Annotated in this window: 22 protein-coding genes and 1 tRNA gene; 15 read left to right on the forward strand and 8 right to left on the reverse strand. The window is 55.9% G+C overall.

Features of this window, described 5'->3' with window-relative positions; genetic code table 11:
* Nucleotides 1-2: 2 nt before the first annotated feature.
* From rfbH to galE, 5 genes are all read right to left on the reverse strand, one after another.
* Complete coding sequence (gene rfbH / locus NK214_RS02595; RefSeq protein WP_227104969.1) at nucleotides 3-1,328, reverse strand: lipopolysaccharide biosynthesis protein RfbH; 1,326 nt, start codon at nucleotides 1,326-1,328, stop codon at nucleotides 3-5.
* A 5-nt stretch (nucleotides 1,329-1,333) separates the two neighbouring features.
* A complete protein-coding gene (gene rfbG / locus NK214_RS02600; RefSeq protein ID WP_227104967.1) occupies nucleotides 1,334-2,401 on the reverse strand; it encodes a CDP-glucose 4,6-dehydratase in 1,068 nt (355 codons plus the stop codon).
* 1 nt (nucleotide 2,402) lies between these two features.
* On the reverse strand, nucleotides 2,403-3,173 hold the full coding sequence (rfbF, locus tag NK214_RS02605; RefSeq protein ID WP_227104965.1) for a glucose-1-phosphate cytidylyltransferase: 771 nt from the start codon (nucleotides 3,171-3,173) through the stop codon (nucleotides 2,403-2,405).
* Between the two features lie 15 nt (nucleotides 3,174-3,188).
* Nucleotides 3,189-4,184, reverse strand: a complete 996-nt coding sequence (locus tag NK214_RS02610; protein ID WP_227104962.1) for a 2Fe-2S iron-sulfur cluster-binding protein — start codon at nucleotides 4,182-4,184, stop codon at nucleotides 3,189-3,191.
* Between the two features lie 1,110 nt (nucleotides 4,185-5,294).
* Nucleotides 5,295-6,299 carry a UDP-glucose 4-epimerase GalE gene (gene galE, locus NK214_RS02615; RefSeq protein ID WP_227104960.1) on the reverse strand — a complete coding sequence of 335 codons (1,005 nt, stop codon included), beginning with the start codon at nucleotides 6,297-6,299 and terminating at the stop codon, nucleotides 5,295-5,297.
* Nucleotides 6,300-6,485: 186 nt separating this feature from the next.
* On the opposite strand from galE, the gene NK214_RS02620 reads away from it, so the two are divergent.
* The 9 genes from NK214_RS02620 (at nucleotide 6,486) to NK214_RS02660 (ending at nucleotide 14,627) form a co-directional block, all read left to right on the forward strand.
* Nucleotides 6,486-7,589, forward strand: a complete 1,104-nt coding sequence (locus NK214_RS02620) for a glycosyltransferase (RefSeq protein ID WP_253313712.1) — start codon at nucleotides 6,486-6,488, stop codon at nucleotides 7,587-7,589.
* Nucleotides 7,590-7,742: 153 nt separating this feature from the next.
* Nucleotides 7,743-8,030 (forward strand): co-chaperone GroES, encoded by a 288-nt coding sequence (gene groES, locus NK214_RS02625; RefSeq protein WP_048409518.1) that lies wholly within the window; start codon nucleotides 7,743-7,745, stop codon nucleotides 8,028-8,030.
* 50 nt (nucleotides 8,031-8,080) lie between these two features.
* Nucleotides 8,081-9,721 carry a chaperonin GroEL gene (gene groL, locus NK214_RS02630; RefSeq protein ID WP_048414165.1) on the forward strand — a complete coding sequence of 547 codons (1,641 nt, stop codon included), beginning with the start codon at nucleotides 8,081-8,083 and terminating at the stop codon, nucleotides 9,719-9,721.
* Nucleotides 9,722-9,842: 121 nt separating this feature from the next.
* Nucleotides 9,843-10,589: a Nif3-like dinuclear metal center hexameric protein gene (locus tag NK214_RS02635; RefSeq protein WP_253313713.1), complete on the forward strand. Its 747-nt coding sequence runs from the start codon at nucleotides 9,843-9,845 to the stop codon at nucleotides 10,587-10,589.
* Nucleotides 10,590-10,703: 114 nt separating this feature from the next.
* Complete coding sequence (gene petA, locus NK214_RS02640) at nucleotides 10,704-11,288, forward strand: ubiquinol-cytochrome c reductase iron-sulfur subunit (RefSeq protein ID WP_107800600.1); 585 nt, start codon at nucleotides 10,704-10,706, stop codon at nucleotides 11,286-11,288.
* 14 nt (nucleotides 11,289-11,302) lie between these two features.
* Nucleotides 11,303-12,640, forward strand: a complete 1,338-nt coding sequence (locus NK214_RS02645; RefSeq protein WP_107800599.1) for a cytochrome bc complex cytochrome b subunit — start codon at nucleotides 11,303-11,305, stop codon at nucleotides 12,638-12,640.
* A gap of 16 nt (nucleotides 12,641-12,656) precedes the next feature.
* Entirely contained in the window at nucleotides 12,657-13,421 is a 765-nt protein-coding gene (locus NK214_RS02650; protein ID WP_107800598.1) for a cytochrome c1, read from the forward strand.
* Nucleotides 13,422-13,571: 150 nt separating this feature from the next.
* Entirely contained in the window at nucleotides 13,572-14,174 is a 603-nt protein-coding gene (locus NK214_RS02655; RefSeq protein ID WP_039756141.1) for a glutathione S-transferase N-terminal domain-containing protein, read from the forward strand.
* 9 nt (nucleotides 14,175-14,183) lie between these two features.
* Nucleotides 14,184-14,627 carry a ClpXP protease specificity-enhancing factor gene (locus NK214_RS02660; protein ID WP_253313714.1) on the forward strand — a complete coding sequence of 148 codons (444 nt, stop codon included), beginning with the start codon at nucleotides 14,184-14,186 and terminating at the stop codon, nucleotides 14,625-14,627.
* 121 nt (nucleotides 14,628-14,748) lie between these two features.
* Here NK214_RS02660 and NK214_RS02665 read toward each other — a convergent pair whose 3' ends face one another.
* Nucleotides 14,749-16,062: an ammonium transporter gene (locus NK214_RS02665; RefSeq protein WP_304502830.1), complete on the reverse strand. Its 1,314-nt coding sequence runs from the start codon at nucleotides 16,060-16,062 to the stop codon at nucleotides 14,749-14,751.
* Between the two features lie 29 nt (nucleotides 16,063-16,091).
* A complete protein-coding gene (gene glnK, locus NK214_RS02670) occupies nucleotides 16,092-16,430 on the reverse strand; it encodes a P-II family nitrogen regulator (protein ID WP_043591378.1) in 339 nt (112 codons plus the stop codon).
* Nucleotides 16,431-16,755: 325 nt separating this feature from the next.
* Here glnK and NK214_RS02675 point away from each other — a divergent pair, with 325 nt between their 5' ends.
* From NK214_RS02675 to NK214_RS02700, 6 genes are all read left to right on the forward strand, one after another.
* The gene (locus NK214_RS02675) at nucleotides 16,756-17,043 is read left to right on the forward strand and encodes an accessory factor UbiK family protein (RefSeq protein WP_107800595.1); all 288 of its coding nucleotides are present in this window, start codon (nucleotides 16,756-16,758) and stop codon (nucleotides 17,041-17,043) included.
* Nucleotides 17,044-17,047: 4 nt separating this feature from the next.
* A complete protein-coding gene (locus NK214_RS02680) occupies nucleotides 17,048-18,556 on the forward strand; it encodes a YifB family Mg chelatase-like AAA ATPase (protein ID WP_107800594.1) in 1,509 nt (502 codons plus the stop codon).
* Between the two features lie 149 nt (nucleotides 18,557-18,705).
* Nucleotides 18,706-19,356 carry an SPOR domain-containing protein gene (locus NK214_RS25070; protein WP_227104945.1) on the forward strand — a complete coding sequence of 217 codons (651 nt, stop codon included), beginning with the start codon at nucleotides 18,706-18,708 and terminating at the stop codon, nucleotides 19,354-19,356.
* A gap of 27 nt (nucleotides 19,357-19,383) precedes the next feature.
* Nucleotides 19,384-19,995, forward strand: a complete 612-nt coding sequence (locus tag NK214_RS02690) for a thiol:disulfide interchange protein DsbA/DsbL (protein ID WP_107800592.1) — start codon at nucleotides 19,384-19,386, stop codon at nucleotides 19,993-19,995.
* Between the two features lie 83 nt (nucleotides 19,996-20,078).
* Entirely contained in the window at nucleotides 20,079-20,900 is an 822-nt protein-coding gene (locus tag NK214_RS02695) for an undecaprenyl-diphosphate phosphatase (protein ID WP_253313715.1), read from the forward strand.
* Between the two features lie 64 nt (nucleotides 20,901-20,964).
* Nucleotides 20,965-21,041: transfer RNA gene (locus tag NK214_RS02700), tRNA-Met, on the forward strand.
* Between the two features lie 130 nt (nucleotides 21,042-21,171).
* On the opposite strand, the gene purB is transcribed toward NK214_RS02700, so the two are convergent.
* On the reverse strand, nucleotides 21,172-22,542 hold the full coding sequence (purB, locus tag NK214_RS02705) for an adenylosuccinate lyase (RefSeq protein ID WP_107800590.1): 1,371 nt from the start codon (nucleotides 22,540-22,542) through the stop codon (nucleotides 21,172-21,174).
* Nucleotides 22,543-22,579 lie beyond the last annotated feature (37 nt).

Raw genomic sequence — 22,579 nt, forward strand, 5'->3', positions numbered from 1 at the left:
CTTCAAAAATTAATTCCGAAAAATTCTTCTAACTTCTCCACGACGAAATCAAGGTGTTTGATGCTTAGACCAGGGTATACCCCAAGCCAAAAAGTTTGATTCATGACAATGTCGGTATTTGTCAAGTCACCACTGATACGATAGTTTTTGCCTATCATATAGGGTTGGCGTGTCAAATTGCCCGCAAATAATAACCGTGTTCCAATTTTCTGTTGATCTAGGTAATTGAGAAGATCAACTCGTTTGAAGCCTGTATTTTCTTTCAGAATAACTGGAAAGCCGAACCAAGAAGGGTCCGAGTTGGGGGTGGCTTCGGGCAAGTGGAGAAATTCTAGGCAATTTTGTAGACGATCTTTCAGGTAAGAAAAATTTCGCCTTCTAGCGGCGATGAAGTCGTCAAGTTTATCCATCTGTGCAAGTGCGCAAGCGGCCTGCATATCAGAAATCTTGAGGTTGTAACCTAGGTGACTATATGTATATTTGTGATCGTAGCCATATGGAAGGCTACCTTGTTGACAGCAGAAGCGTTGTCCACATGTGTTGTCTTTTCCTGGCTTGCAATAGCAATCTCGGCCCCAATCTCGGAAGGATTCGGCTATTAGTTTGAGTTCCGCATCGTTTGTAAAAACAGCGCCACCTTCTCCCATTGTTATATGATGAGCAGGGTAGAAGCTTAGCGTGGCGATATCTCCAAATGTGCCAACCATTTGACCATTGTATGTGGCGCCAAGCGCATCACAACAATCCTCTACCAGCCAGAGGCCATATTTTTTGCAGATGCCAGTTACCGCTTCTAGATTGAATGGGTTTCCCAAAGAGTGTGCAAGCATAATGGCTTTAGTCTTTGGACTAATGGCGGCTTCGATTTTACTTGCATCGATATTATGACTTGCAAGATCGACATCTACAAAGACAGGAACCGCGCCAAATTGTAGTATTGGATTGACTGTGGTTGGAAAACCTGCTGCAACGCCAATTACCTCATCACCAGGTCTGATTGCTCGTTCCCCTAACCTTGGAGAAGTCAGGGTGGAGAAAGCTACCAAGTTGGCGGATGAACCGGAATTGACGGTGATTAGGTACTTAACACCTAGGTAGTCAGCCAAGCGTTGCTCAAATTGGTCATTAAAGCGACCAGTCGTGAGCCATCCATCAAGGCTGGCGTCTACCATGTTTTTCAGCTCGCTGGCATCTATGACTTTTCCAGAAACCGGGACACTGCTTATGCCGGGTTGGAAGGGCTTGGGAGCATGTACAATGTCTGCGTACTGTTGAACTAGTTCGGCAATCTGTGCGCGCAAATTTTCAGGGGTAGCTGCTTGAGTCATGGTGACTATTCTTTCAATGCTTCAATGTATTGGGTGATCTGTTGTTGGCAGAGGTTGTGTGCGTTCACTCCATTCAGCCACTCGCTATGCCAATGGATTATTTTCTGAAGGGCTTGTGTCAAATCCCAGCGGGGGCGCCAGCCTAGTTTTGCTTTGGCCTTTGCAATATCAAGCTTTAGATAATTGGCTTCGTGGGGGTGATGTCCTAAATTATGTTCCCAGCGTGCTTTTCTGCCCCATTCTTGCACCATTTTCTCGACAATCCATTGTACAGGCTGGGCTCCATCATCATCTGGGCCAAAGTTCCACCCTTCTGCGTAGCTTTGGCCCTCATCATACAGATGCTGAGCAAGGGTGAGGTAGCCAGCTAGTGGTTCTAGCACATGCTGCCACGGGCGGGTGGCATGTGGGTTGCGAATTATAACAGGACGATCATTTTCAAAAGCTTGCAGTGTATCGGGTATGAGCCGGTCACTGGACCAATCCCCCCCTCCGATGACATTGCCGGCGCGGACTGAGGCCAGTGCGGTAGATGTCTGTTGAAAATAGGAGAGTCGATAGGCACTTGTTGCCAACTCAGCACAAGCTTTACTGCTGCTGTAAGGGTCATGGCCCCCCATCGGTTCAGATTCGCGGTATCCCCAAAGCCATTCTTTGTTTTCGTAGCATTTATCGGTGGTTACATTGATGATGGCCTTGATGCCCGCTAATTGACGTGCTGCCTCAAGAACATGAATGGTGCCCATTACGTTTGTAGAGTAGGTTGTAACTGGGTCTGAGTAGGAGAGGCGAACGAGCGGTTGTGCCGCCATGTGGATGACGATTTCTGGCTGGGCGGCTTGCATCGCCTCAAGCACGGCTTGATAGTCCCGGACATCACCAAGAACGCTTACCATGTTGGCGGCGACTTGGGCTTCGCTAAACAGGTTGGGAGTTGTCGCCGGGGCTAGGGCGAAGCCATATACCTTGGCCCCCATCATTTGCAGCCATAGGCTGAGCCAAGAACCCTTGAAACCAGTGTGGCCTGTTAAGAAAACTTTCTTCCCATGCCAAAAATCGGTATTAACTGTCATTTTACCAGCTCTTCCATGGAGCGTTGCCAGAATTCCAAAGGCTTTCTAGATAGTGCTTGTCTCGTAAAGTGTCCATCGGCTGCCAGAAACCATTATGAGTATAAGCCATGAGCTCCCCGTCTTGCGCCAGCTGCATCAATGGCTCCTGCTCCCATATGGTACTGTCATCCTTGAGGTAGCTAAGTACCTTTGGCGAGAGCACAAAGAAGCCGCCATTGATCATGGCGCCATCTCCTTTAGGCTTTTCCATAAAACTCTGGACCTGTCCTTCTTTAATATCCAGTGCTCCAAAGCGGCCTGGAGGATAGGTGGCTGTCAGCGTAGCGGCTTTGCCATGGCTTTTATGGAAGGCGATAACGGATTCAAGATTGACATCGCTGACTCCATCACCGTAGGTGAGGCAGAAAGTTTCGTCTTTTTCAACATAATTAGCAATGCGCTTTAGCCGTCCGCCGGTCATTGAGCTATCGCCAGTGTCAACTAATGTTACGGTCCAAGGCTCGGCCCGTTTGCTATGTACTTCCATCTTATTGCTTCGCATGTCGAATGTCACATCCGACATGTGTAGGAAGTAATTGGCAAAATATTCTTTTATTAAATAGCCCTTGTAGCCGCAGCAAATAATAAAGTCATTAATCCCATGCTGAGAGTACATTTTCATTATATGCCAAAGAATGGGCTTGCCGCCCACCTCTACCATCGGCTTAGGCTTGATTGTGGTTTCTTCGCTAATTCTAGTCCCAAGCCCGCCTGCAAGAATAACTGCTTTCACTATGTTTCCTTTGCATTACTCTGTTGTGGCTGAGCAAACAAATGCATCAGCCATAAAATTGTGCTTTTCTAAGCCGGATGACAATAAAAGCTTTTCTGCGGCGTGAATCATTGCCTCAGAGCCACATGCGTATAATTGTGTTGTTTTCAAATTGGGGGAGGATAAAAGATATACGTCCTGAATGTGGCCTTTTGCCCCATCCCAATTAGGATTGTTTTTCGAAAGAACTGGGGTGTATTTGATATTGAGAGGCAGCTCTTTGGGGTTCCAATAAAAATCAGAAACGTCCCTGTTTCCCCAGTATAGTGATACTGATCTGGGTTTTTCTATACCTGTTCTAGTTGCAAGATCTTCTAGCATGGACTTAATAGGGGCAATGCCTGTCCCTGTGGCAAAGAAGACCAAGTCCATATCTATATATTCTCGTAAAAAGAAAGTGCCGAGAGGGCCGTTTATCCTTATTAGATCGTTCTCGGACGCTAGATTAAACCAGTATTGACTCATTTCGCCATCGGGGAAGTTTTTAATATGTAACTCAATGAGTTTGCTGGTTTTGAATGTGTTCGCTATTGAATAGCTTCTCTTGACGCCTTGATTATTGGTGATGTCTATGTATTGACCCGGAAGGTACTCAAAACTGGCCGTTGGAGGTAGTCTAAGCAAAACTTGTGCAATGTCAGTCGTAAGTTTTTTTATGGTTTGAATGCGGCTCGGAAGTGTTTTCTTTGTGGGAAGTTTGACATGAAGATCTTCTATGTCGAGCTCAATGGTCTCAAGCGGTGTGCGAATGCAAGTGAGAACCCAACCGTCATCTTTCTCTTGTTGCGTTAAGCCAGATTCGTCGTGGAGGGCGAAAGTTTCTCCGCTGATGACTTTTCCTTTGCAAGTGCTGCAGCGGCCTGTTTTGCAACTGTGTGGCAGAAAAATATCTGCCTGAAGAGCAGCATCAAGTATGCTGACCCCTGATGGGGCAGTAAAACATTTGGTATTTTTAAGTTTGATTTCAAACATTTTGTTTTTGCACTGAAAATTTTAATTTTCGATTGGCCATGATTGTTTAATTTCTCAATATGCTTTTTGCTAAAGATAGCTTGTGTTGACGCTTCAATTTTACACCTTTGTGAGTGGCTAGGGTATTAATGCCGGAACGATGTCTTGTGTGGGCTTCTTGTGCTGTAGTTGTAGGGTTGCAATAGTCGTGGACTCCTGGGGCTGTAGCGTTTTGGCCTTTGCTAGGTGCTCATCGGATGGGTAACGCTAACAGGGAACCTGTCATCTGTGCAATGTACAGGCGCTGTAGTCTTGGCTCTGCCAGGATCAGATGTCTTGCCGTGAGCATGGTCGGGCCAGCTGGTTATGGTCTGGATGCAATATCCTTTTGGCATGGATGGGCTCGACGACCCTAAAGTTTGAAGCCCCAGATTCGACAAATATGCTTTTGTCATCAAACTAGTCATTCTATGAGATTAAAACATGAAGGGTGGCTTTGTCAGACGCAATATGTGGAGAGGTGCTCATGGAGAGCTTTCAAGCGACTTTTGGAATATATCAAAGTGTGGAGGCGGGGAGCAAAGGCCGTGCTTGCCATGATGGGCGATTGCCTCAATCAAGGCTAGAATTCGGCACAAAATTTGGGGATGTGTCCACAAGGATCAAACGAACAAAAAATGTCATGATTGAGTCTCGGGCATGCTCTGGCCTAGAGTGGCTGCCATTATAGCTAGTGTTCACTAGTATTCAAGGAGGCAAGCAGCTTAATCATTGCTTATGGATAAGAGTGTTGAACTGGTAATGCTGGGTGGGATTGTGATGGGCAATCGTTGCTGTAGGTGGGGCCACACAGATTGTACTTCAATTCTTCGGGAGGTCATCGGCTACTTCGAGAGCTAAGTTTCCGGGCTCCATATGAGGGGGCGTTTCACGAGCTCAGGACTCTGCGGAAGGTGTCTGCCTACTCTTCCTGTCCTGGGCTATGGAAGAGGTGGGTTTGGGTTGGATTTGTGCGAAAATGCCCTGAAGTGTGTGGTGTTGCAGTTGGGCCTATTTATGTGTCTGCTTGCTTGAGCGGTCACGCCAACCCGCTCATTCTTGGATTCGTCCCATTTGTGTAGATGGTGCAAATCAGTAGCCGTTAGGATTTTGCTCCTGCCAGCGCCAGCTGTCTTTGCACATAGCGTCCAGTCCTTTTTCTGCTTTCCAGTTCAATAAGCGCTGGGCTTCGGTTGGATCTGCCCAGCAAGCAGCGATGTCGCCGGGGCGGCGAGAGACTATTTCATAAGGGATGGGACGACAACTGTGCGTTTCGAAGGCTTGCACCATTTCCAGTACGGAATAGCCGTGCCCAGTTCCAAGGTTGACGGTGATTAGGCCGCCTTTGGTCCGAAGTGTGTCCAGCGCTTTGAGGTGGCCATTTGCGAGATCTTCAATGTGGATATAGTCACGGACCCCAGTGCCATCTTGGGTGGGATAGTCGTTTCCGAAAATTTGTAGGGTCTTGCGCTTGCCAACAGCAACCTGGCTGATGTACGGCATTAAGTTGTTAGGGGGACCATTCGGATCTTCGCCAATTTGCCCGCTTTCATGGGCACCGACTGGATTGAAGTAGCGGAGTAGCCCAATATTCCAATTTGGCTCTGCTTTACTCAGATCACGAAGTATGTCCTCAATCATTAGCTTGCTGCGGCCATAGGGGTTGGTGGTGGACAAGGGGAAGTCTTCACGGATTGGTACCGTGGCGGGATTGCCGTAGACTGTGGCTGATGAGCTGAAAACGAGAGTGTGGACTTGGTGCTGTTGCATGGCATGCAATAGCTGGAGTGTGCCATTAACATTGTTGTCATAATACTCAATTGGCTTTTCAGTGGATTCGCCAACGGCTTTGAGACCCGCAAAGTGTACAACGGCTTCGATTGAGTGAGTAAAAGCGGTCGACAGCGCTGCTGTGTCGCGAACGTCCCCTTGGATGAAGGTAAGTGATTTGCCGGTTAGGGCTTGTACCCGTTTGAGAGACTCGACCTTGCTGTTGCATAGGTTGTCTAGCACGACAACTTGATTGCCGGCTTCGAGCAGTTGCAAGCATGTGTGGGAGCCTATGTAGCCTGCGCCGCCGGTAACTAAAATAGTCATTTTAAATTAAAACCTAAAATCAATTGCATGCTTTGCAAGGTGGAGGGATGCGAAACGTCTAGTCGATCATTGTTGCATGAAAACGGTAGCTTGAGAATGGTGAGCCGCTTACAATGATAAGCTCAATTTTGGTACTGTTGGGGTGATGCTAAGTGGTGTCATCTCCACGTTTTAAAGAGGCGTGTAATGCTGCAAATCTTATTGTTGGCTACGTTTTTGTCGCTAGTAGTAGGGATGTGCTTGATCCATTTCGCCCACCTGCATGAGAGTTTCTCGGCTGATCATGATTTGGGGGGAGTGCAGAAATTTCATGCTAGGCCAGTTCCACGCATTGGTGGGGTACCGATAGCGCTAGGCTTGACTGCCGGAAGCTGTTTGTTGGCTTGGCTTCTAGGTGATGTACAGGTGTTACTAGTGCTGCTGGTCGCCTTGCCTGCATTTGTGGCTGGTCTCCTTGAGGATATCACTAAGCGAGTGGGGCCAATGCCTCGTTTACTGGCCACGTTCGTTTCGGCGGGGCTAGGGTATTTTTTGTTAAGGGCAGGGCTCCAGAGGCTGGACATCCCTTGGCTGGATAGTCTTTTGGTGCACTTCTGGGTGCTTTCGTTGTTGCTTACTGTTGTTGCTGTTGGTGGTGTTGCGCATGCTGTTAACATTATTGATGGCTACAATGGTCTCTCCGGTATGGTGTCTATTTTTATTTTCTTGGCCATAGCCTATGTGTCTTTCAAGGTGCAGGATGCAATGTTGATGGGGATTTGTTTTGCGATGGTTGGCGCAATTGCGGGATTTCTGTTTTGGAACTTTCCCCGTGGGCTGATCTTTGCCGGAGATGGTGGGGCCTATTTGGTGGGGTTCATGATTGCGGAGGTGGCGGTCTTGTTGGTGGCAAGGCATCAACAGGTGTCTCCTTGGTTTCCCTTGTTGTGTGTTATCTATCCTGTGTTTGAAACCTTGTACTCCATATACAGGAAGAAGTTCTTGCGCGGGATGTCGCCAGGAATGCCGGATGGGCTGCATTTGCATATGCTGATATATAAACGGCTGGTGCGGTGGATGGTAGGTTCTCGGGATGCGGTTCATCTGACCCAGCGCAATAGTTTGACCTCCCCATATCTGTGGGCGCTATCGTCGTTCTCAGTGGTGCCTGCAATGCTTTTCTGGAGCAACACCCCTGTACTGATTGGCTTTGTGTTGGTCTTCATCGCTAGTTACATCTATCTGTATCGTATGATTGTCCGTTTCCGCACTCCTCGCTGGATGTTGCTGCGTAAGTCGACTCGTCTCTGACGCTATCTTGGGCCTGCCGAAAATTGCTACGGCAGGCTCTTGAAAACCCTCCCGCTCGTCCCTATCATTAGCACTCGCAGCAGGTGAGTGCTAACGCTCGCCTCAACTCAAACAGGTTTCAACTCTCAACAGCCACTGTAACAGGAGAGATCCATGGCAATTCGTCCTTTGCACGACCGTGTTGTTATCAAGCGCCTCGAGGCTGAAGAAAAAACCGCTTCCGGCATCGTTCTGCCGGGCGCAGCCGCAGAGAAGCCGGACATGGGCCAGGTGCTGGCCGTAGGCAACGGCAAGATCTTGGAAAACGGCGAGCGTCGTGCGCTGGAGCTGAAGGTTGGCGACAAAGTCATCTTCGGCAAGTACTCCGGTCAGACCGTCAAGGTTGACGGCGATGAAGTCCTCGTGATGCGCGAGGAAGATGTAATGGGCATCGTTGAGTAATCCGACCCACATCTGAACTTCCCCAACTCAGAATTCTGGAGATTTAAAGAATGGCTGCTAAAGACGTAAAGTTTGGTGATTCCGCTCGCGCCAAGATGGTAACCGGCGTCAACATTCTGGCTGATGCCGTTAAAGTGACCCTGGGCCCGAAAGGCCGCAACGTGGTGCTGGACCGCTCCTTCGGCGCGCCGACCATCACCAAGGACGGCGTATCCGTCGCCAAGGAAATCGAACTGAAGGACAAGTTCGAGAACATGGGCGCGCAGATGGTGAAAGAAGTCGCTTCCAAGACTTCCGACGTGGCTGGCGACGGCACCACCACCGCCACCGTGCTGGCTCAAGCCATCGTGTTGGAAGGCATGAAGTACGTTGCCGCCGGGATGAACCCGATGGACCTGAAGCGCGGCATCGACAAGGCCGTTGCCTCGCTGGTGGGTGAGATCGCCAAGATCGCCAAGCCGTGCGCCACCACCAAGGAAATCGCTCAGGTTGGCTCCATCTCCGCCAACTCCGATTCCGACATCGGCGACATCATCGCCAATGCCATGGAAAAAGTGGGCAAGGAAGGCGTGATCACCGTTGAAGACGGCAAGAGCCTGAACAACGAACTGGACGTGGTGGAAGGCATGCAGTTCGACCGCGGCTACCTGTCCCCGTACTTCATCAACAACCAGGACAAGCAGATTGCCGCTCTGGACAATCCCTTCATCCTGCTGTTCGACAAGAAAATCTCCAATATCCGCGACCTGCTCCCGGTTCTGGAGCAAGTGGCCAAGTCCGGCCGCCCGCTGCTGATCATCGCAGAAGACGTGGAAGGCGAAGCGCTGGCCACTCTGGTGGTCAACACCATCCGCGGCATCCTGAAAGTGGTGGCCGTTAAAGCCCCGGGCTTTGGCGATCGTCGCAAAGCCATGTTGCAGGATATCGCCTTCCTGACCGGCGGCACCGTGATTGCCGAAGAAGTGGGCCTGACCCTGGAAAAAGCTTCGTTGGAAATGCTGGGCCAAGCCAAGCGCGTTGAAGTGGGCAAGGAAAACACCACCATCATCGACGGCGCCGGCCAAGCGGCCGAGATCCAGTCGCGCGTGGGCGAGATCCGCAAGCAGATGGAAGAAGCCACTTCCGATTACGATCGCGAGAAACTGCAAGAGCGCGTGGCCAAGCTGGCCGGCGGCGTTGCGGTGATCAAGGTTGGCGCTGCCACCGAAGTGGAAATGAAAGAGAAAAAGGCTCGCGTTGAAGACGCCTTGCACGCTACTCGCGCCGCTGTGGAAGAAGGCGTTGTGGCTGGCGGCGGCGTTGCTCTGCTGCGCGCCCGCTCCACTCTGGACAGCCTGAAAACCGACAATGCCGATCAAGACGCCGGTGTTAAGATCGTGTTGAAGGCCATCGAAGCGCCGCTGCGCCAGATCGTCAAGAACGCCGGCGAAGAGCCGTCGGTCGTGGTGAACAAGGTGCTGGAAGGCAAGGGCAACTTCGGTTACAACGCGGCTAGCGGCGAGTACGGCGATATGCTGGAAATGGGCGTGCTGGATCCGGCCAAGGTAACCCGCTCCGCTCTGCAGCACGCGGCTTCGGTTGCTGGCCTGATGCTGACCACCGACTGCATGATCGCTGAACTGCCGGAAGACAAGCCGGCGGCCGGCATGCCGGATATGGGCGGCATGGGCGGCATGGGCGGCATGATGTAAGCCAACGCCTCCTTAGGCTTTGAAAAACCCCGCTACGGCGGGGTTTTTCTTTTGCGGGCTTAAAATGCGTTGGCTTCTGGCAAAATAAGGCCGGGGCATATATTAAGTTAAGGAGTGCGTGATGGAATTGAAGGCCTTGCTGAGCAGTCTGGACACGATTTTGGAGCCTTGGCGCTTCAAAGACTATGCGCCTAACGGCTTGCAGGTGGAAGGACGGCAGGCGGTGCGCAAGCTGGTGACCGGCGTCACCGCTTCGCAAGCCTTGATCGATGCCGCGGCGTCGCGCGGAGCGGACGCCGTGCTGGTGCACCACGGTTATTTCTGGAAGGGCGAAGACGCCCGGATTTGCGGAATGAAGCGCCAGCGGGTCAAGACGCTGCTGGAGCATGATCTTAACTTGCTGGCTTACCACCTGCCTTTGGACGCGCATCTGGAGCTGGGCAATAACGCGATGTTGGGCAAGGTGCTGGATTTGGAGGCCCAGGGGCAGGGCGGTGAACAGGGTTTGCTGTGGCATGGGGCGTGGCGGCGAGGCGGCAGTGCGAGTGATTTCCGTGAACACGTTTCCGCTCGTCTGGGGCGCGAGGCTTTGTTGTTGGGCAGGGCGGACAAACCGATTTCGCGCATAGCCTGGTGCACCGGCGGCGCGCAGAGTTTTTTCGCCGAAGCCATCAATCTGGGCGTGGACGCCTTCATCACCGGCGAAGCGTCCGAGCAAAATCATCATATGGCAATGGAGTGTGATGTGGCTTTCATCGCTGCGGGGCATCACGCCACGGAGCGTTTTGGCATCAAGGCTTTGGGCGAGCGCCTGGCTCAGCTTCATGGCATAAGTGTTGAATTTGTAGACATTTCCAACCCGGTTTAGGCGGCTAGGCAGGGCTTCGGCCAATTTATTTGCATAGAAGCTTCAAGTCCCTACTCGGAATCGGGTAAAATCAGGCAGTTTTGGGCTCGGTTTCCACGTTTGAGGATGACTGTAATGAGTGAACAACAAGTCGATGCGGGGCGCCGTCGCTTTCTGACGGTTGCAACCAGCGCTGTTGGTGGTGTGGCGGCGGCCGGAGTGGCGACGCCGTTTCTGATGAGTTTCTTCCCGTCCGAGAGGGCGAAGGCCGCCGGCGCTCCCGTCGAGGTGGATATCGGCAAGATCGAGCCGGGCCAGAAGATCAACGTCGAGTGGCGCGGCAAGCCGGTATGGGTGCTGAACCGCACGCCGGAGCAATTGAAAAACCTGCCGAAGCTGGATGAGAAGCTGGTGGATCCCAAGTCCGAAATGGATCAGCAGCCGACGTATTGCCAGAACGAGCACCGTTCGATCAAGCCTGAGCTGCTGATCGCCGTCGGCATCTGCACGCATTTGGGCTGTTCGCCGACCCACCGTCCGGACATCGCGCCCGCCGATCTGGGCCCGGACTGGGTGGGAGGCTTCTATTGCCCCTGTCATGGTTCCAAGTTCGACTTGGCCGCGCGCGTCTACAAAGGCGTGCCGGCTCCGAAGAACCTGGAAATTCCGCCGCACAAATATCTGTCCGATACCCGCCTGCTGATTGGCGAAGACAAATAAGCTGAGGGGGCTACATGACTAAAGGACAAAAGCTGCTCAACTGGGTGGACGAACGTTTTCCGTTATCGTCGATGCTCAAAGAGCACGTCACCGAGTATTACGCGCCGAAGAACTTCAACTTCTGGTACTTCTTCGGTTCGCTGGCCATGCTGGTGCTGGTGATCCAGATTGTTACCGGCATCTTCCTGACCATGAACTACAAGCCGGACGGCACCTTGAATGGCGCCGGCATTCCGGTCGCCTTCGCCTCGGTCGAATACATCATGCGCGATGTGGCCGGCGGCTGGATCATCCGCTACATGCACTCCACCGGCGCCTCGATGTTCTTCGTGGTGGTCTATCTGCACATGTTCCGCGGCCTGATCTACGGTTCCTACAAGCAACCGCGCGAACTGGTGTGGGTGTTCGGCACGCTGATCTTCCTGTGCCTGATGGCGGAAGCCTTCATGGGTTATCTGCTGCCTTGGGGCCAGATGTCGTTCTGGGGCGCGCAGGTGATCGTCAACCTGTTCGGCTCCATCCCGGTGATCGGTCCGGACCTGTCGGTGTGGATCCGCGGCGACTACGTGGTGTCCGACGCCACGCTGAACCGCTTCTTCGCGCTGCACGTGATCGCGGTGCCGCTGGTGCTGCTGGCGCTGGTGGTGGCTCACCTGATCGCCTTGCACGAAGTGGGCTCCAACAACCCGGACGGCGTTGAGATCAAGAAGCTGAAGGACGACAAGGGTATCCCCCTGGATGGCATTCCCTTCCACCCGTATTACACCGTCAAGGATGTGCTGGGCGTGGTGGTGTTCCTGATCGTGTTCTCGGCCATTGTCTTCTTCATGCCGGAAATGGGCGGTTACTTCCTGGAGAAGCCCAACTTCGACCAGGCCGACCCGCTGAAGACCCCGCCGCATATCGCGCCGGTATGGTACTTCACGCCGTTCTACGCCATCTTGCGCGCCATCCCGTCCTTCCTGGGCACCCAGGTGTGGGGCGTGATCGCGATGGGCGCGGCGGTGGTGCTGATCGCCTTCCTGCCGTGGCTGGATCGCTCGCCGGTGAAATCCATCCGCTACCGTGGCCCCAAGTTCAAGTTCATGCTGGTCCTGTTCATCGTGTCCTTCATTGGTCTTGGCATTCTGGGCGCTTTGCCGTCCACCAATGCCCGCACCGTGATCGCGCAGGTGCTCTCGTTCGTCTACTTCGTCTTCTTCCTGGGCATGCCGTTCTATACCAAGAACGATGTAGGCAGCATCCCGGTGCCGACGCGGGTGACGGATACCAACGCCAAGCGTCAGATCCGGTTTGCGGTGCTGGTGGTGGTGACCGTGGTGGCCGCCGCCGTATTCGCCATGAACGTGTAAAAAGGGGAGAGGACTCATGAAAAGCAAAATCCGCCACCTGATCGCGGCCATGGCGCTGGCGCTGCCGTTCAGCGCTACGGCCCTGGCTTCCGGCGAAGGCCCCAAGCTGCCCAAGGCGCCGATCAATATTCAAGATACGGAAAGCCTGCAACGCGGCGCGCAGATCTTCACCAACTACTGCTTGTCCTGCCATTCGGCCAGCGCGATGCGTTACAACCGCCTGACCGATATCGGCCTGACCGAAGAGCAGATCAAGGCGAATCTGTTGCCGGTGGGCGCCAAAATCGGCGACCCGATGAATATCGCGATGAACAAGAAGGACGCTCAAGCCTGGTTCGGCGCCACGCCGCCGGACTTGTCGCTGATCGCGCGCTCCCGCGGCGCAGATTACCTGTATGGTTATCTGCGTGGTTTCTACCGGGACCCGAGCCGGCCGACTGGCTGGAACAACGCGGTGTTCGACAAGGTGGGCATGCCGCACATCTTCTGGGAATGGCAAGGCGAGCAGGTGCTGAAGACCGAGAAGAACGCGGAAGGCCACGAAGAGCACAAGCTGGAACTGATCAAGGCCGGCACCCTGACCAAGCTGGAGAACGGCAAAGCCAATACCGTGGAGTTCGACAAGCGGATGGCGGACCTGACCAACTTCCTGGTCTATGTGGGCGAACCTGCTCAGGTGAAGCGTCAGCAGATCGGTTATGTCGTGTTGATGTTCCTGTCGCTGTTGCTGTTGCCGCTGGCGTATTTCCTGAAGAAAGAGTACTGGCGCGACGTGCATTAAGCCCGGTTGCTTGATTTGATCAAGGCGGAGAAATCCGCCTTTTTTCTTTTTAATCATTGGCTTATGATGCGGTGCTGGAAATTGGTGGACGGAAAGTGCTAGAATGCCCAGCTGAATCAACCCATTGTTAGTTAAGGATTTCCTCCTGCCATGATGACTCTTTACTCCGGAATTACCTGCCCGTTCAGCCAGCGTTGCCGCATCGTGCTTTTTGAAAAGGGAATGGATTTCGAAATCATTGATGTGGACATCCATAACAAGCCGGAAGATCTGGCGGTGATGAACCCCTACAATGAGGTGCCGGTATTGGTCGAGCGCGATTTGATCCTGCACGAATCCAATATCATCAACGAGTACATCGACGAGCGTTTCCCGCATCCGCAGCTGATGCCGGCTGACCCGGTAATGCGCGCGCGCGCCCGTCTGTTCCTCTACCGGTTTGAAAACGAGCTCTTCATCCATGTGAAGGCGCTGGAAGCCGGCGCCACCGGCAAGGAAGCGAACAAGGCTCGCGAAGCCATTCGCGACGGCCTGACCACGATCGCGCCGATTTTCGCCAAGCAGAAGTTCATGTTGGGCGACGATTTCTCTATGATCGACGTGGCGATCGCGCCCTTGATGTGGCGTCTGGAGCATTACAATATCGATCTGGGCAAAAACTCCGCGCCTATCCTCAAGTACGCCGAGCGTATTTTCCAGCGCCAGTCCTTCATCGACTCGCTGACGCCGTCCGAAAAGGCCATGCGCAAATAAGGATTGCCAATGAGCTCCAGCACCAAGCCCTACATGATCCGAGCGCTGCACGAGTGGTGCGGCGACAACGGCTTCACGCCCTATGTGGTGGTATGGGTCAACGAGCGTGCCGATGTGCCGCGCGAGTACGTGAAAAACAACGAGATCGTGCTGAATATCGGTCTGTCGGCCACCAAGAATCTGCGTATCGACAATGACTGGTTGTCGTTTTCCGCCCGCTTCGGCGGCGTGTCCCGCGACATCTGGGTGCCGATAGGCAATGTGATGTCGATTTTTGCCCGGGAAACCGGCGAAGGCATGGGATTCGAGGTGGAGCTGGGCGAGGCGGAAGCGCCCGCGCCGACGCTGAAACCGGTGACGGCCGACGAGGAGGCCAAGCCGGCGGAAGCGCCGTCCGAGCCGGATGCGCCGGCCAAGCCGACGGGCCGCCCCAGCCTGCGCATCGTTAAATAGCGGTTTCAACTCCGCAAGCGAAAGCCGGTCCGTCAGGGCCGGCTTTTTCATGGGCGGCTTTCCCAAAAAAAAGGGCGCCAGCGGCGCCCCAAGTCCCTTACCACAACAAGAAAATCCGGATTTATTCGACGCGCTCCCCGTGCAGGATCACGTCCAGCCCTTCGCGCTCTTCGTCTTCCGCGACGCGCAGTCCGATCGCGATATCGATCAGCTTCAGCAAGATGAAGGTGACGACGGCGCAATAAGCCGCGGTGACGCCGACGCCGAGCGCTTGCGCGGCCAGGCTGCCTTCCGCGCCGCCGATTTCCTTGACGGCGAAGACGCCGGTAAGCAGCGCGCCCAGGATGCCGCCGATGCCATGCACGCCGAAGGCGTCCAGGGAGTCGTCATAACCCAGCATGTGCTTGAGCCCGGTGGCGCCCCAGAAGCACACCACGCCGGCCGCCAGGCCGATGATCAGCGCGCCCTTGACGTCCACGAAGCCGGCGGCGGGCGTGATGGCGACCAAGCCGGCGACCGCGCCCGAGGCAATGCCCAGCACCGAAGGCTTTTTCTTGGTGAGCCATTCGGCGAACATCCAGGCTAGCGCGGCGGCGGCGGTGGCGAGCTGAGTGGTGACCATCGCCATGCCGGCGCGGCCGTCCGCCGCGGCGGCGGAGCCGGCGTTGAAGCCGAACCAGCCCACCCACAACATGGACGCGCCCACCAGGGTCAGCACCAGGTTATGCGGCGGCATCGCCTCCTTGCCGAAGCCGACGCGCTTGCCCAGCACCAAGGCGGTCACCAGGCCGGCGATACCGGCGTTGATGTGCACCACGGTGCCGCCGGCGAAGTCCAGCACGCCCTTGTCCGCCATCCAGCCGCCCGGCGCCCAGACCCAGTGAGCCACCGGCGCGTAGACCAGCAAGGACCACAGGGCCATGAAGACCAGCATGGCGGAAAACTTCATCCGCTCGGCGAAGGCCCCGGTGATCAGCGCCGGAGTGATGATGGCGAAGGTCATCTGGAAGGTCATGAACACTGATTCAGGAATGGTGCCGGCCAGCGGGTGCACGGCCAGTTTGCCGGCCTCTTTCAGGTAAACCATGCCGTCCAGCATCACGCGGCTCAAATCGCCCAGATAGGGGCTGCCGACGGTGAAGGCCAGGCTGTAGCCGATGACCGCCCACAGCACCGTGATCAGCGCGGTGATGGCGAAGCTTTGCATCAGCGTCGCCAGCACGTTCTTTTTGCGCACCATGCCGCCATAGAACAGCGCCAGGCCGGGAATGGTCATGAACAGCACCAGGGCGGTGGAGATCAGCATCCAGGCGGTGTCGCCGGCGCTGATGCTCTTGGCGTCGGCAATCGCCGGACCCGCCGGCGCGGCGGCCAAGGCCAGCGGAGCCGCCAGGCTCAAGCCGGCGAGCTGAATGGTTGCGAGCAGTTTTTTCATTGTCGTTTCCCCTGTGTCTCTATCGCGGTTCAGACCGCGTCGGCGCCGGTTTCGCCGGTGCGGATACGCACCACTTGTTCCAAGTCGTAGACGAAGATCTTGCCGTCGCCGATCTTGCCGGTGCGGGCGGACTTTTCGATGGCTTCCACCACCTGATCCAGCAAAGCGTCGTCTATGGCAATCTCCAGCTTGACCTTGGGCAGGAAGTCCACCACGTATTCGGCGCCGCGATAGAGTTCGGTGTGTCCTTTTTGACGGCCGAAGCCTTTGACTTCGGTAACCGTGACCCCTTGCACGCCGATGGCGGACAAGGCTTCGCGGACTTCATCCAGCTTGAAGGGCTTGATGATGGCGGAAACGAGTTTCATGACTGCTCCTTAGGGTCTGATGATCCGGTGGCTTGAGATGAGCGCTGCTGTAGCGTCGATACGCATGAATCGTGCCAGGCCTGATTGGCGCAAAAGAAAACCCTAAGATCATGTTGCAACGCAAAAAAGGCCTGTACTGGCCGTTTTGGCACTTTCCCGGTGCATGGGGTTGTGGCGGGCCGCACTGATTTGGTGCCGCAAGCGCTGCGGCGTCAGGGGAGGGGCCTGGCCGGATCGCTCTAGGCCGGGTGCGCGCCGGCGGGTGGCGGACTTGGCTTTTTGCTACACTCTGCACTGTTATCACTTACTCATAAGGAGCCGCGTCATGTTGAGCCAAAAGCTGTTTGAGGAAATCGGCAACAAGATCAGCGAAACCATCGCCGCCAGCCCGGCCAAGGACATCGAGAAAAACGTCAAAGCGATGATGGCCTCCACCTTCAGCAAGATGGATCTGGTGACGCGCGAGGAGTTCGACGTGCAGCAGGAGGTGCTGGTGCGCACCCGGGAGAAGCTGGCGCAGCTGGAGCTGAAGCTGGCGCGCCTGGAGGCGCAGGTATTCCCGGAGGAAACGCAGGCCGCGGTAGAAGCGCAATCAGAACTCGGCCACTCCTAGCGATATGACGCTGGCCGTGGTGGCAAGCCGGGCGCTGGCAGGATTGGAAGCGCCCGAGGTCGCGGTGGAAGTGCATCTGGCCAACGGTTTGCCCGCATTCACCATTGTCGGCCTGCCTGACCTTGAGGTGAAGGAAAGCCGGGAGCGTGTGCGCGCGGCGATTCTAACCTCGGGTTTTGAGTTTCCGGCCCGACGCATCACCGTCAACCTGGCTCCGGCCGATCTGCCCAAGGACTCCGGCCGTTTCGATCTGCCCATCGCCATCGGCATTCTGGCGGCCAGCGGACAGGTGCGTTGCCCCCGTCTGGCGGAGTATGAGATCGCGGGAGAACTGGCTTTGACCGGGGCCTTGCGGCCGGTCCGCGGCGCCTTGGCGATGGCGTGCCGGACGCGGGAAGCGGGGCGGGCCTTCATCTTGCCGATGGCCAGCGCCAAGGAGGCCGCGGTGTTGGAAGGCATGCCCTTGTACGGCGTGAGCACTCTGGTGGAAGCCTGCGCCTTTCTCAACGGCCTCTCCGAGCTGGTACCGTATCGACCAGAAGGCGGTTTGCCTCGTTCGGCCCCGGACTACCCCGATCTACAAGACATCAAAGGCCAGCCGCTGGCGCGCCACGCGTTGGAAGTGGCCGCGGCCGGACGGCATAGTCTTTTGATGATGGGGCCGCCCGGCACCGGCAAATCCATGTTGGCCGCGCGTCTGCCCGGCATCTTGCCCGGCATGCCGGACGAAGAGGCGCTGGAAAGCGCCGCCGTGCGCTCCTTGGGGACCGACGGCTTCGCGCTGGACGATTGGGGCGTAAGGCCGTTCCGCTCACCGCACCATACCGCGTCCGCGGTGGCGCTGGTGGGCGGCGGCAGCGATCCGCGGCCGGGAGAAATCAGCCTGGCGCATCACGGCGTCTTGTTTCTGGACGAATTGCCCGAGTTCGATCGCAAGGTGTTGGAAGTGCTGCGCGAGCCTCTGGAGGCCGGGGTGATCCACATCTCGCGCGCCGCGCGCCAAGCCAGTTTTCCCGCGCGCTTCCAGCTGATTGCGGCCATGAATCCCTGTCCGTGTGGTTATCTTGGGCATTTCAGCGGAAAATGCAGCTGCACGCCCGAGCAAGTGGGGCGCTATCGAGGTAAAATCTCCGGTCCCTTATTGGATCGCATCGATTTGCACGTTGAAGTGCAGTCCTTGCCGGCGGAGCAGTTGGTGGGCGGGGCCGCCGGCGAGTCCAGCGCTTTGGTGCGCGAACGGGTGGAGACGGCGTATCGTCTGCAATTGGCCCGGCAGGGCAAGGCAAATGCCGGCTTGAGCGGGGCCGAACTGGAGGCGATTGGCGATTTTCACGCCGAGGCGCTGGCATTATTGCGGCAAGTTTTGGACAAGATCGGCTTGTCTGCGCGCAGTTATCATCGGATACTTCGAGTTTCCAGAACCATTGCCGATTTACAGGGTCAGGCAATGGTCATGCGGGAGCATGTGTTGCAGGCGATTCAATTACGACGCGCCGCAATGCCTAATGGCTAACAATAAATAAAGAATTGATCAATCCAGATAGTTTGTTGAACTATTTGATTAGTTAAAAGCGTAAGTGCTGCATGGCAAATCGAGATTTAAAAAATTCCTCCCGTGGTTCCCGCGGTCGCTCATCCAGCTCCAAAAGCGGAGGCGGCGGCATGGTGGCGGGCATCGTCATCGGTCTGATCGTCGGCATTGCCGTCGCGGTCGGCCTCGCCATGTATCTGAATAAGTCCTCTACGCCGTTCAGCAACTTGGAGAAGTTGGATCGCAAGGCGGCCGGCGCTTCCGCACCGCCAACGGAGCTGCTGGCGCCGGGCACCCGCATTGCCGACGCTGCCTCGGAAACCGCCGCCGCTCCGGCGCCGGCGGTCAAGCCGGCTCAGGAGCCGCCTTCCGCTCCGCCGCCGATGCCGACGGAAACCCCGGCCAAGCCGGCCCCGGCCGCGCCGGCGGCCAAGGAAGCCGGCAAGGACGAGCAACGCTTTGATTTCTATAAGATCCTGCCAGGACAGGTGGATGCGGTGCCCGGCAAGAACGGCAAAGCGACGGAACCTTCTGCGCAGCAGCCGGCCAAAAAGGTCTACTTGCAGCTGGGATCCTTCCAGAATCAGGACGAGGCGGACAACCTCAAGGCCAAGCTGGCCTTGCTGGGCGTGGAAGCCAAAATCCAGTCGGTGACTGTGCCGGAAAAGGGGCTGGTGCATCGCGTCAGGGTGGGGCCGTACAACCGCCAGGACGAGGTGGATCGGGTGAAGGCTCAGTTGAAGCAGGACGGCATTGGCGCAACGGTCGTCAAGGCGGAATAAACTCTTCCTCTATTTAGGAAATCGATAATGAAAAAGTGGTTATTGCTTTCGTTGATGCTGTTCAGCGGCTTGGCAAACGCGGCGATTGAGCTGGGCAAGGATTACACCATGCTGGCGACGCCGCAGCCGGTGGCGGATCCGAAAAAAGTCGAGGTGATCGAGTTCTTCTCCTACCATTGCATTCACTGCCTGGAACTTGAGCCGGCGATGAGCGCCTGGGAGAAGAGCAAGCCCGCCGACGTGGCCTTCTCCAAGGAACAGATCGTGTGGCAGAAGTCGATGGAAGGCTTTGTGCGCATGTTCTCCGCCTTCAAGACCTCCGGTACTTACGACAAACTGCATCGCCCGGCTTTCGAGGCCGTGGTGAAGTCGCGCGTCAACCTGTCGGACGAGGGCGTGTTCGCCAACTGGCTGAAGCAGCAGAAGGGCGTTGACGCCGCCAAGGTGATGCAGGCGTACAAATCCTTCGGCGTGAACGCGCAGGTGGCCAAGGCGGCCAAGATGACCCGCGATTACGCGATCCAGGGCACCCCGACGGTGATCGTCAACGGCAAGTACGTGGTGACGCCGGTGGCGCCGGAGCGCATGGTGCAGGTGATCAACGAGCTGGTGGCCAAAGCCCGAGCCGAGAAAAAATAAGAATCGAGCAAGACGCTTGGTGAAGAAGGCAGCCCTGGGGCTGCCTTTTGTGCGTATTAATCCTTGATGGGGGATCGGTGGACATGGATGTGATGCTGTTGGCCAAGGCTTTATTGCTGGGCATTGTCGAAGGGGTGACGGAGTTTTTCCCGATTTCCAGCACCGGGCACTTGATCGTGGTCGGGGATCTGATCGACTTTCAGAACAATGCCGACGTGTTCGAGGTGGTGATACAGCTGGGCGCGATCCTGGCGGTGGTTTGGGAGTACAGGCAGCGCTTTCTGGGCGTGGCGCAGGGGGCTTTGCGGCGGGAGGTCCAGTCGCTGCGCTTCATCAGTAATTTGCTGGTGGCTTTCCTGCCGGCGGCGGTCATCGGTTTTTTCGCGATCAAGGCGATCAAGCACTATTTGTTCAATCCGGTGACGGTGGCGCTGGCCCTGGTGGTGGGCGGCGTCATCATTCTGCTGGTTGAGCGCAAACAGCGCGTGCCGCGGGTGAGCAGCGTGGACGCAATGAGCTGGCAGGACGCCTTGAAAGTGGGGTGTGCCCAAGTGTTCGCCATGGTGCCCGGCACGTCGCGTTCGGGCTCCACCATTATCGGCGGCATGCTGTTTGGCCTGGATCGCAAGGTCGCCACCGAGTTTTCCTTTTTCCTAGCGGTGCCGACCATGTTCGCGGCCACCTTCTACGATGTGTACAAGCATTGGCACCAATTCACCGCCGCCGATGTGCCGGTGATAGGCGTTGGCTTTGTCGCGGCCTTCATCAGCGCCTTCTTCGCCGTGCGTGGTTTGATCCGCTATGTGTCCAGCCATAATTTCAATGCGTTCGCCTGGTACCGAATCGTCTTTGGCTTGGTGATCTTGGCGACATGGCAGCTGGGCTGGGTGAATTGGAGCGCCTGAGCTGACTCAAGGTAGAAATATCTTGACAGTCAAAGCGGGCTTGTATAATATGCAACCTCTCTGACGCGGGGTGGAGCAGTCTGGTAGCTCGTCGGGCTCATAACCCGAAGGTCGTAGGTTCAAATCCTGCCCCCGCAACCAAATTCAAAAACCCAGCTTTCTTTTGAAAGCTGGGTTTTTCGTTTTCCGCGGCTATCCGTTTTTTAAATGGTCGTTGAATAAAAAAAACCGCCGGGTGAGGGCGGTTTTTTTATTGCTCGCGCAGGCGAGATTAAATGCGCTTGGCCAGTTCCGCGGCCTTGCCGATATAGCTGGCCGGGGTCAATTCCAGCAGGCGGGCTTTCTCCGCTTCGGGCAACTCCAGGTTCTTGATGAAGGCATGCAGGGTTTCACGGGTAATGCCGCCCTTGCCGCGCGTCAGCTCTTTCAGTTGCTCGTAGGGGTTGGGTACGCCATGGCGACGCATTACGGTTTGCACCGGCTCCGCCAGCAGCTCCCAGCTATTGTCCAGCTCGGATGCGATTGCCTGAGGATTGATTTCCAGCTTGTTCAGGCCTTTCAGGCAGGCTTTGAGGCCCAGAATGGTGTAGCCGAAGCCCACGCCCATATTGCGCAGCACGGTGGAGTCGGTCAGGTCGCGCTGCCAGCGCGATACCGGCAGCTTTTCCGCCAAGTGGCCCAGGATGGCGTTGGCCATGCCCAGATTGCCTTCGGCGTTTTCGAAGTCGATCGGATTGACCTTGTGCGGCATGGTGGAGCTGCCGACTTCGTCTTTCTTCACTTTTTGCTTGAAATAGCCCAGCGAGATATAGCCCCAGATGTCGCGGTTCAGGTCGATCAGGATGGTGTTGACCCGCGCCAGGACCTGATACAGCTCGGCCATGTAATCGTGCGGTTCGATCTGGATGGTATAGGGATTGAAGGTCAGGCCCAGACCGGTGACGAAGCGGCCGCAGAAGCTTTCCCAGTCGATGTCGGGGTAAGCGACCAGATGGGCGTTGTAATTGCCCACCGCGCCGTTGATCTTGCCAAGGATTTCCTGATGAACCAGCTGTTCGCGCTGACGTTTCAGGCGGTAGACCGTATTGGCCAACTCCTTGCCCATCGTGGACGGGGTCGCAGGCTGGCCATGGGTGCGGCACATCATCGCGGTGTCGGCCAGTTCGTGGGCCAGTTTTTGCAGCTTGTGGATGACTTCGTCGATCGCGGGCAGCACCACGGTGTTGCGCGCGGTTTTCAGCATCAGTGCGTGCGACAGATTGTTGATGTCTTCGGAGGTGCAGGCGAAGTGGATGAACTCGCTGGCCGCCATCACTTCCGGATTGCCGGACAGGCGTTCCTTCAGCCAGTATTCGATGGCTTTCACGTCGTGATTGGTGCGCGCCTCGATGGCTTTGACTTCTTCACCGTGTTGCACGTTGAAGTTGGCGATCACGTCGTCGATTTCACGGATGGTGGCCTCCGAGAAGGAAGGCACTTCCTCGATGCCCGGCTCGGCGGCCAGCATCTTCAGCCATTCCAGCTCCACTTTGATGCGGAACTTCATCAGGCCGTACTCGGAAAACAGATTGCGCAAGGCCTCGACTTGGCCGGCGTAGCGGCCATCCAGGGGGCTTAGGGCGGTCAGCGTGGTCAGGTTCATGCTGGGTAGTTCCAAACGTGGGTTGCCGGTGTTCTGG

Source organism: Chromobacterium sp. S0633 (genome assembly GCF_024158805.1).
Lineage (GTDB): Bacteria > Pseudomonadota > Gammaproteobacteria > Burkholderiales > Chromobacteriaceae > Chromobacterium.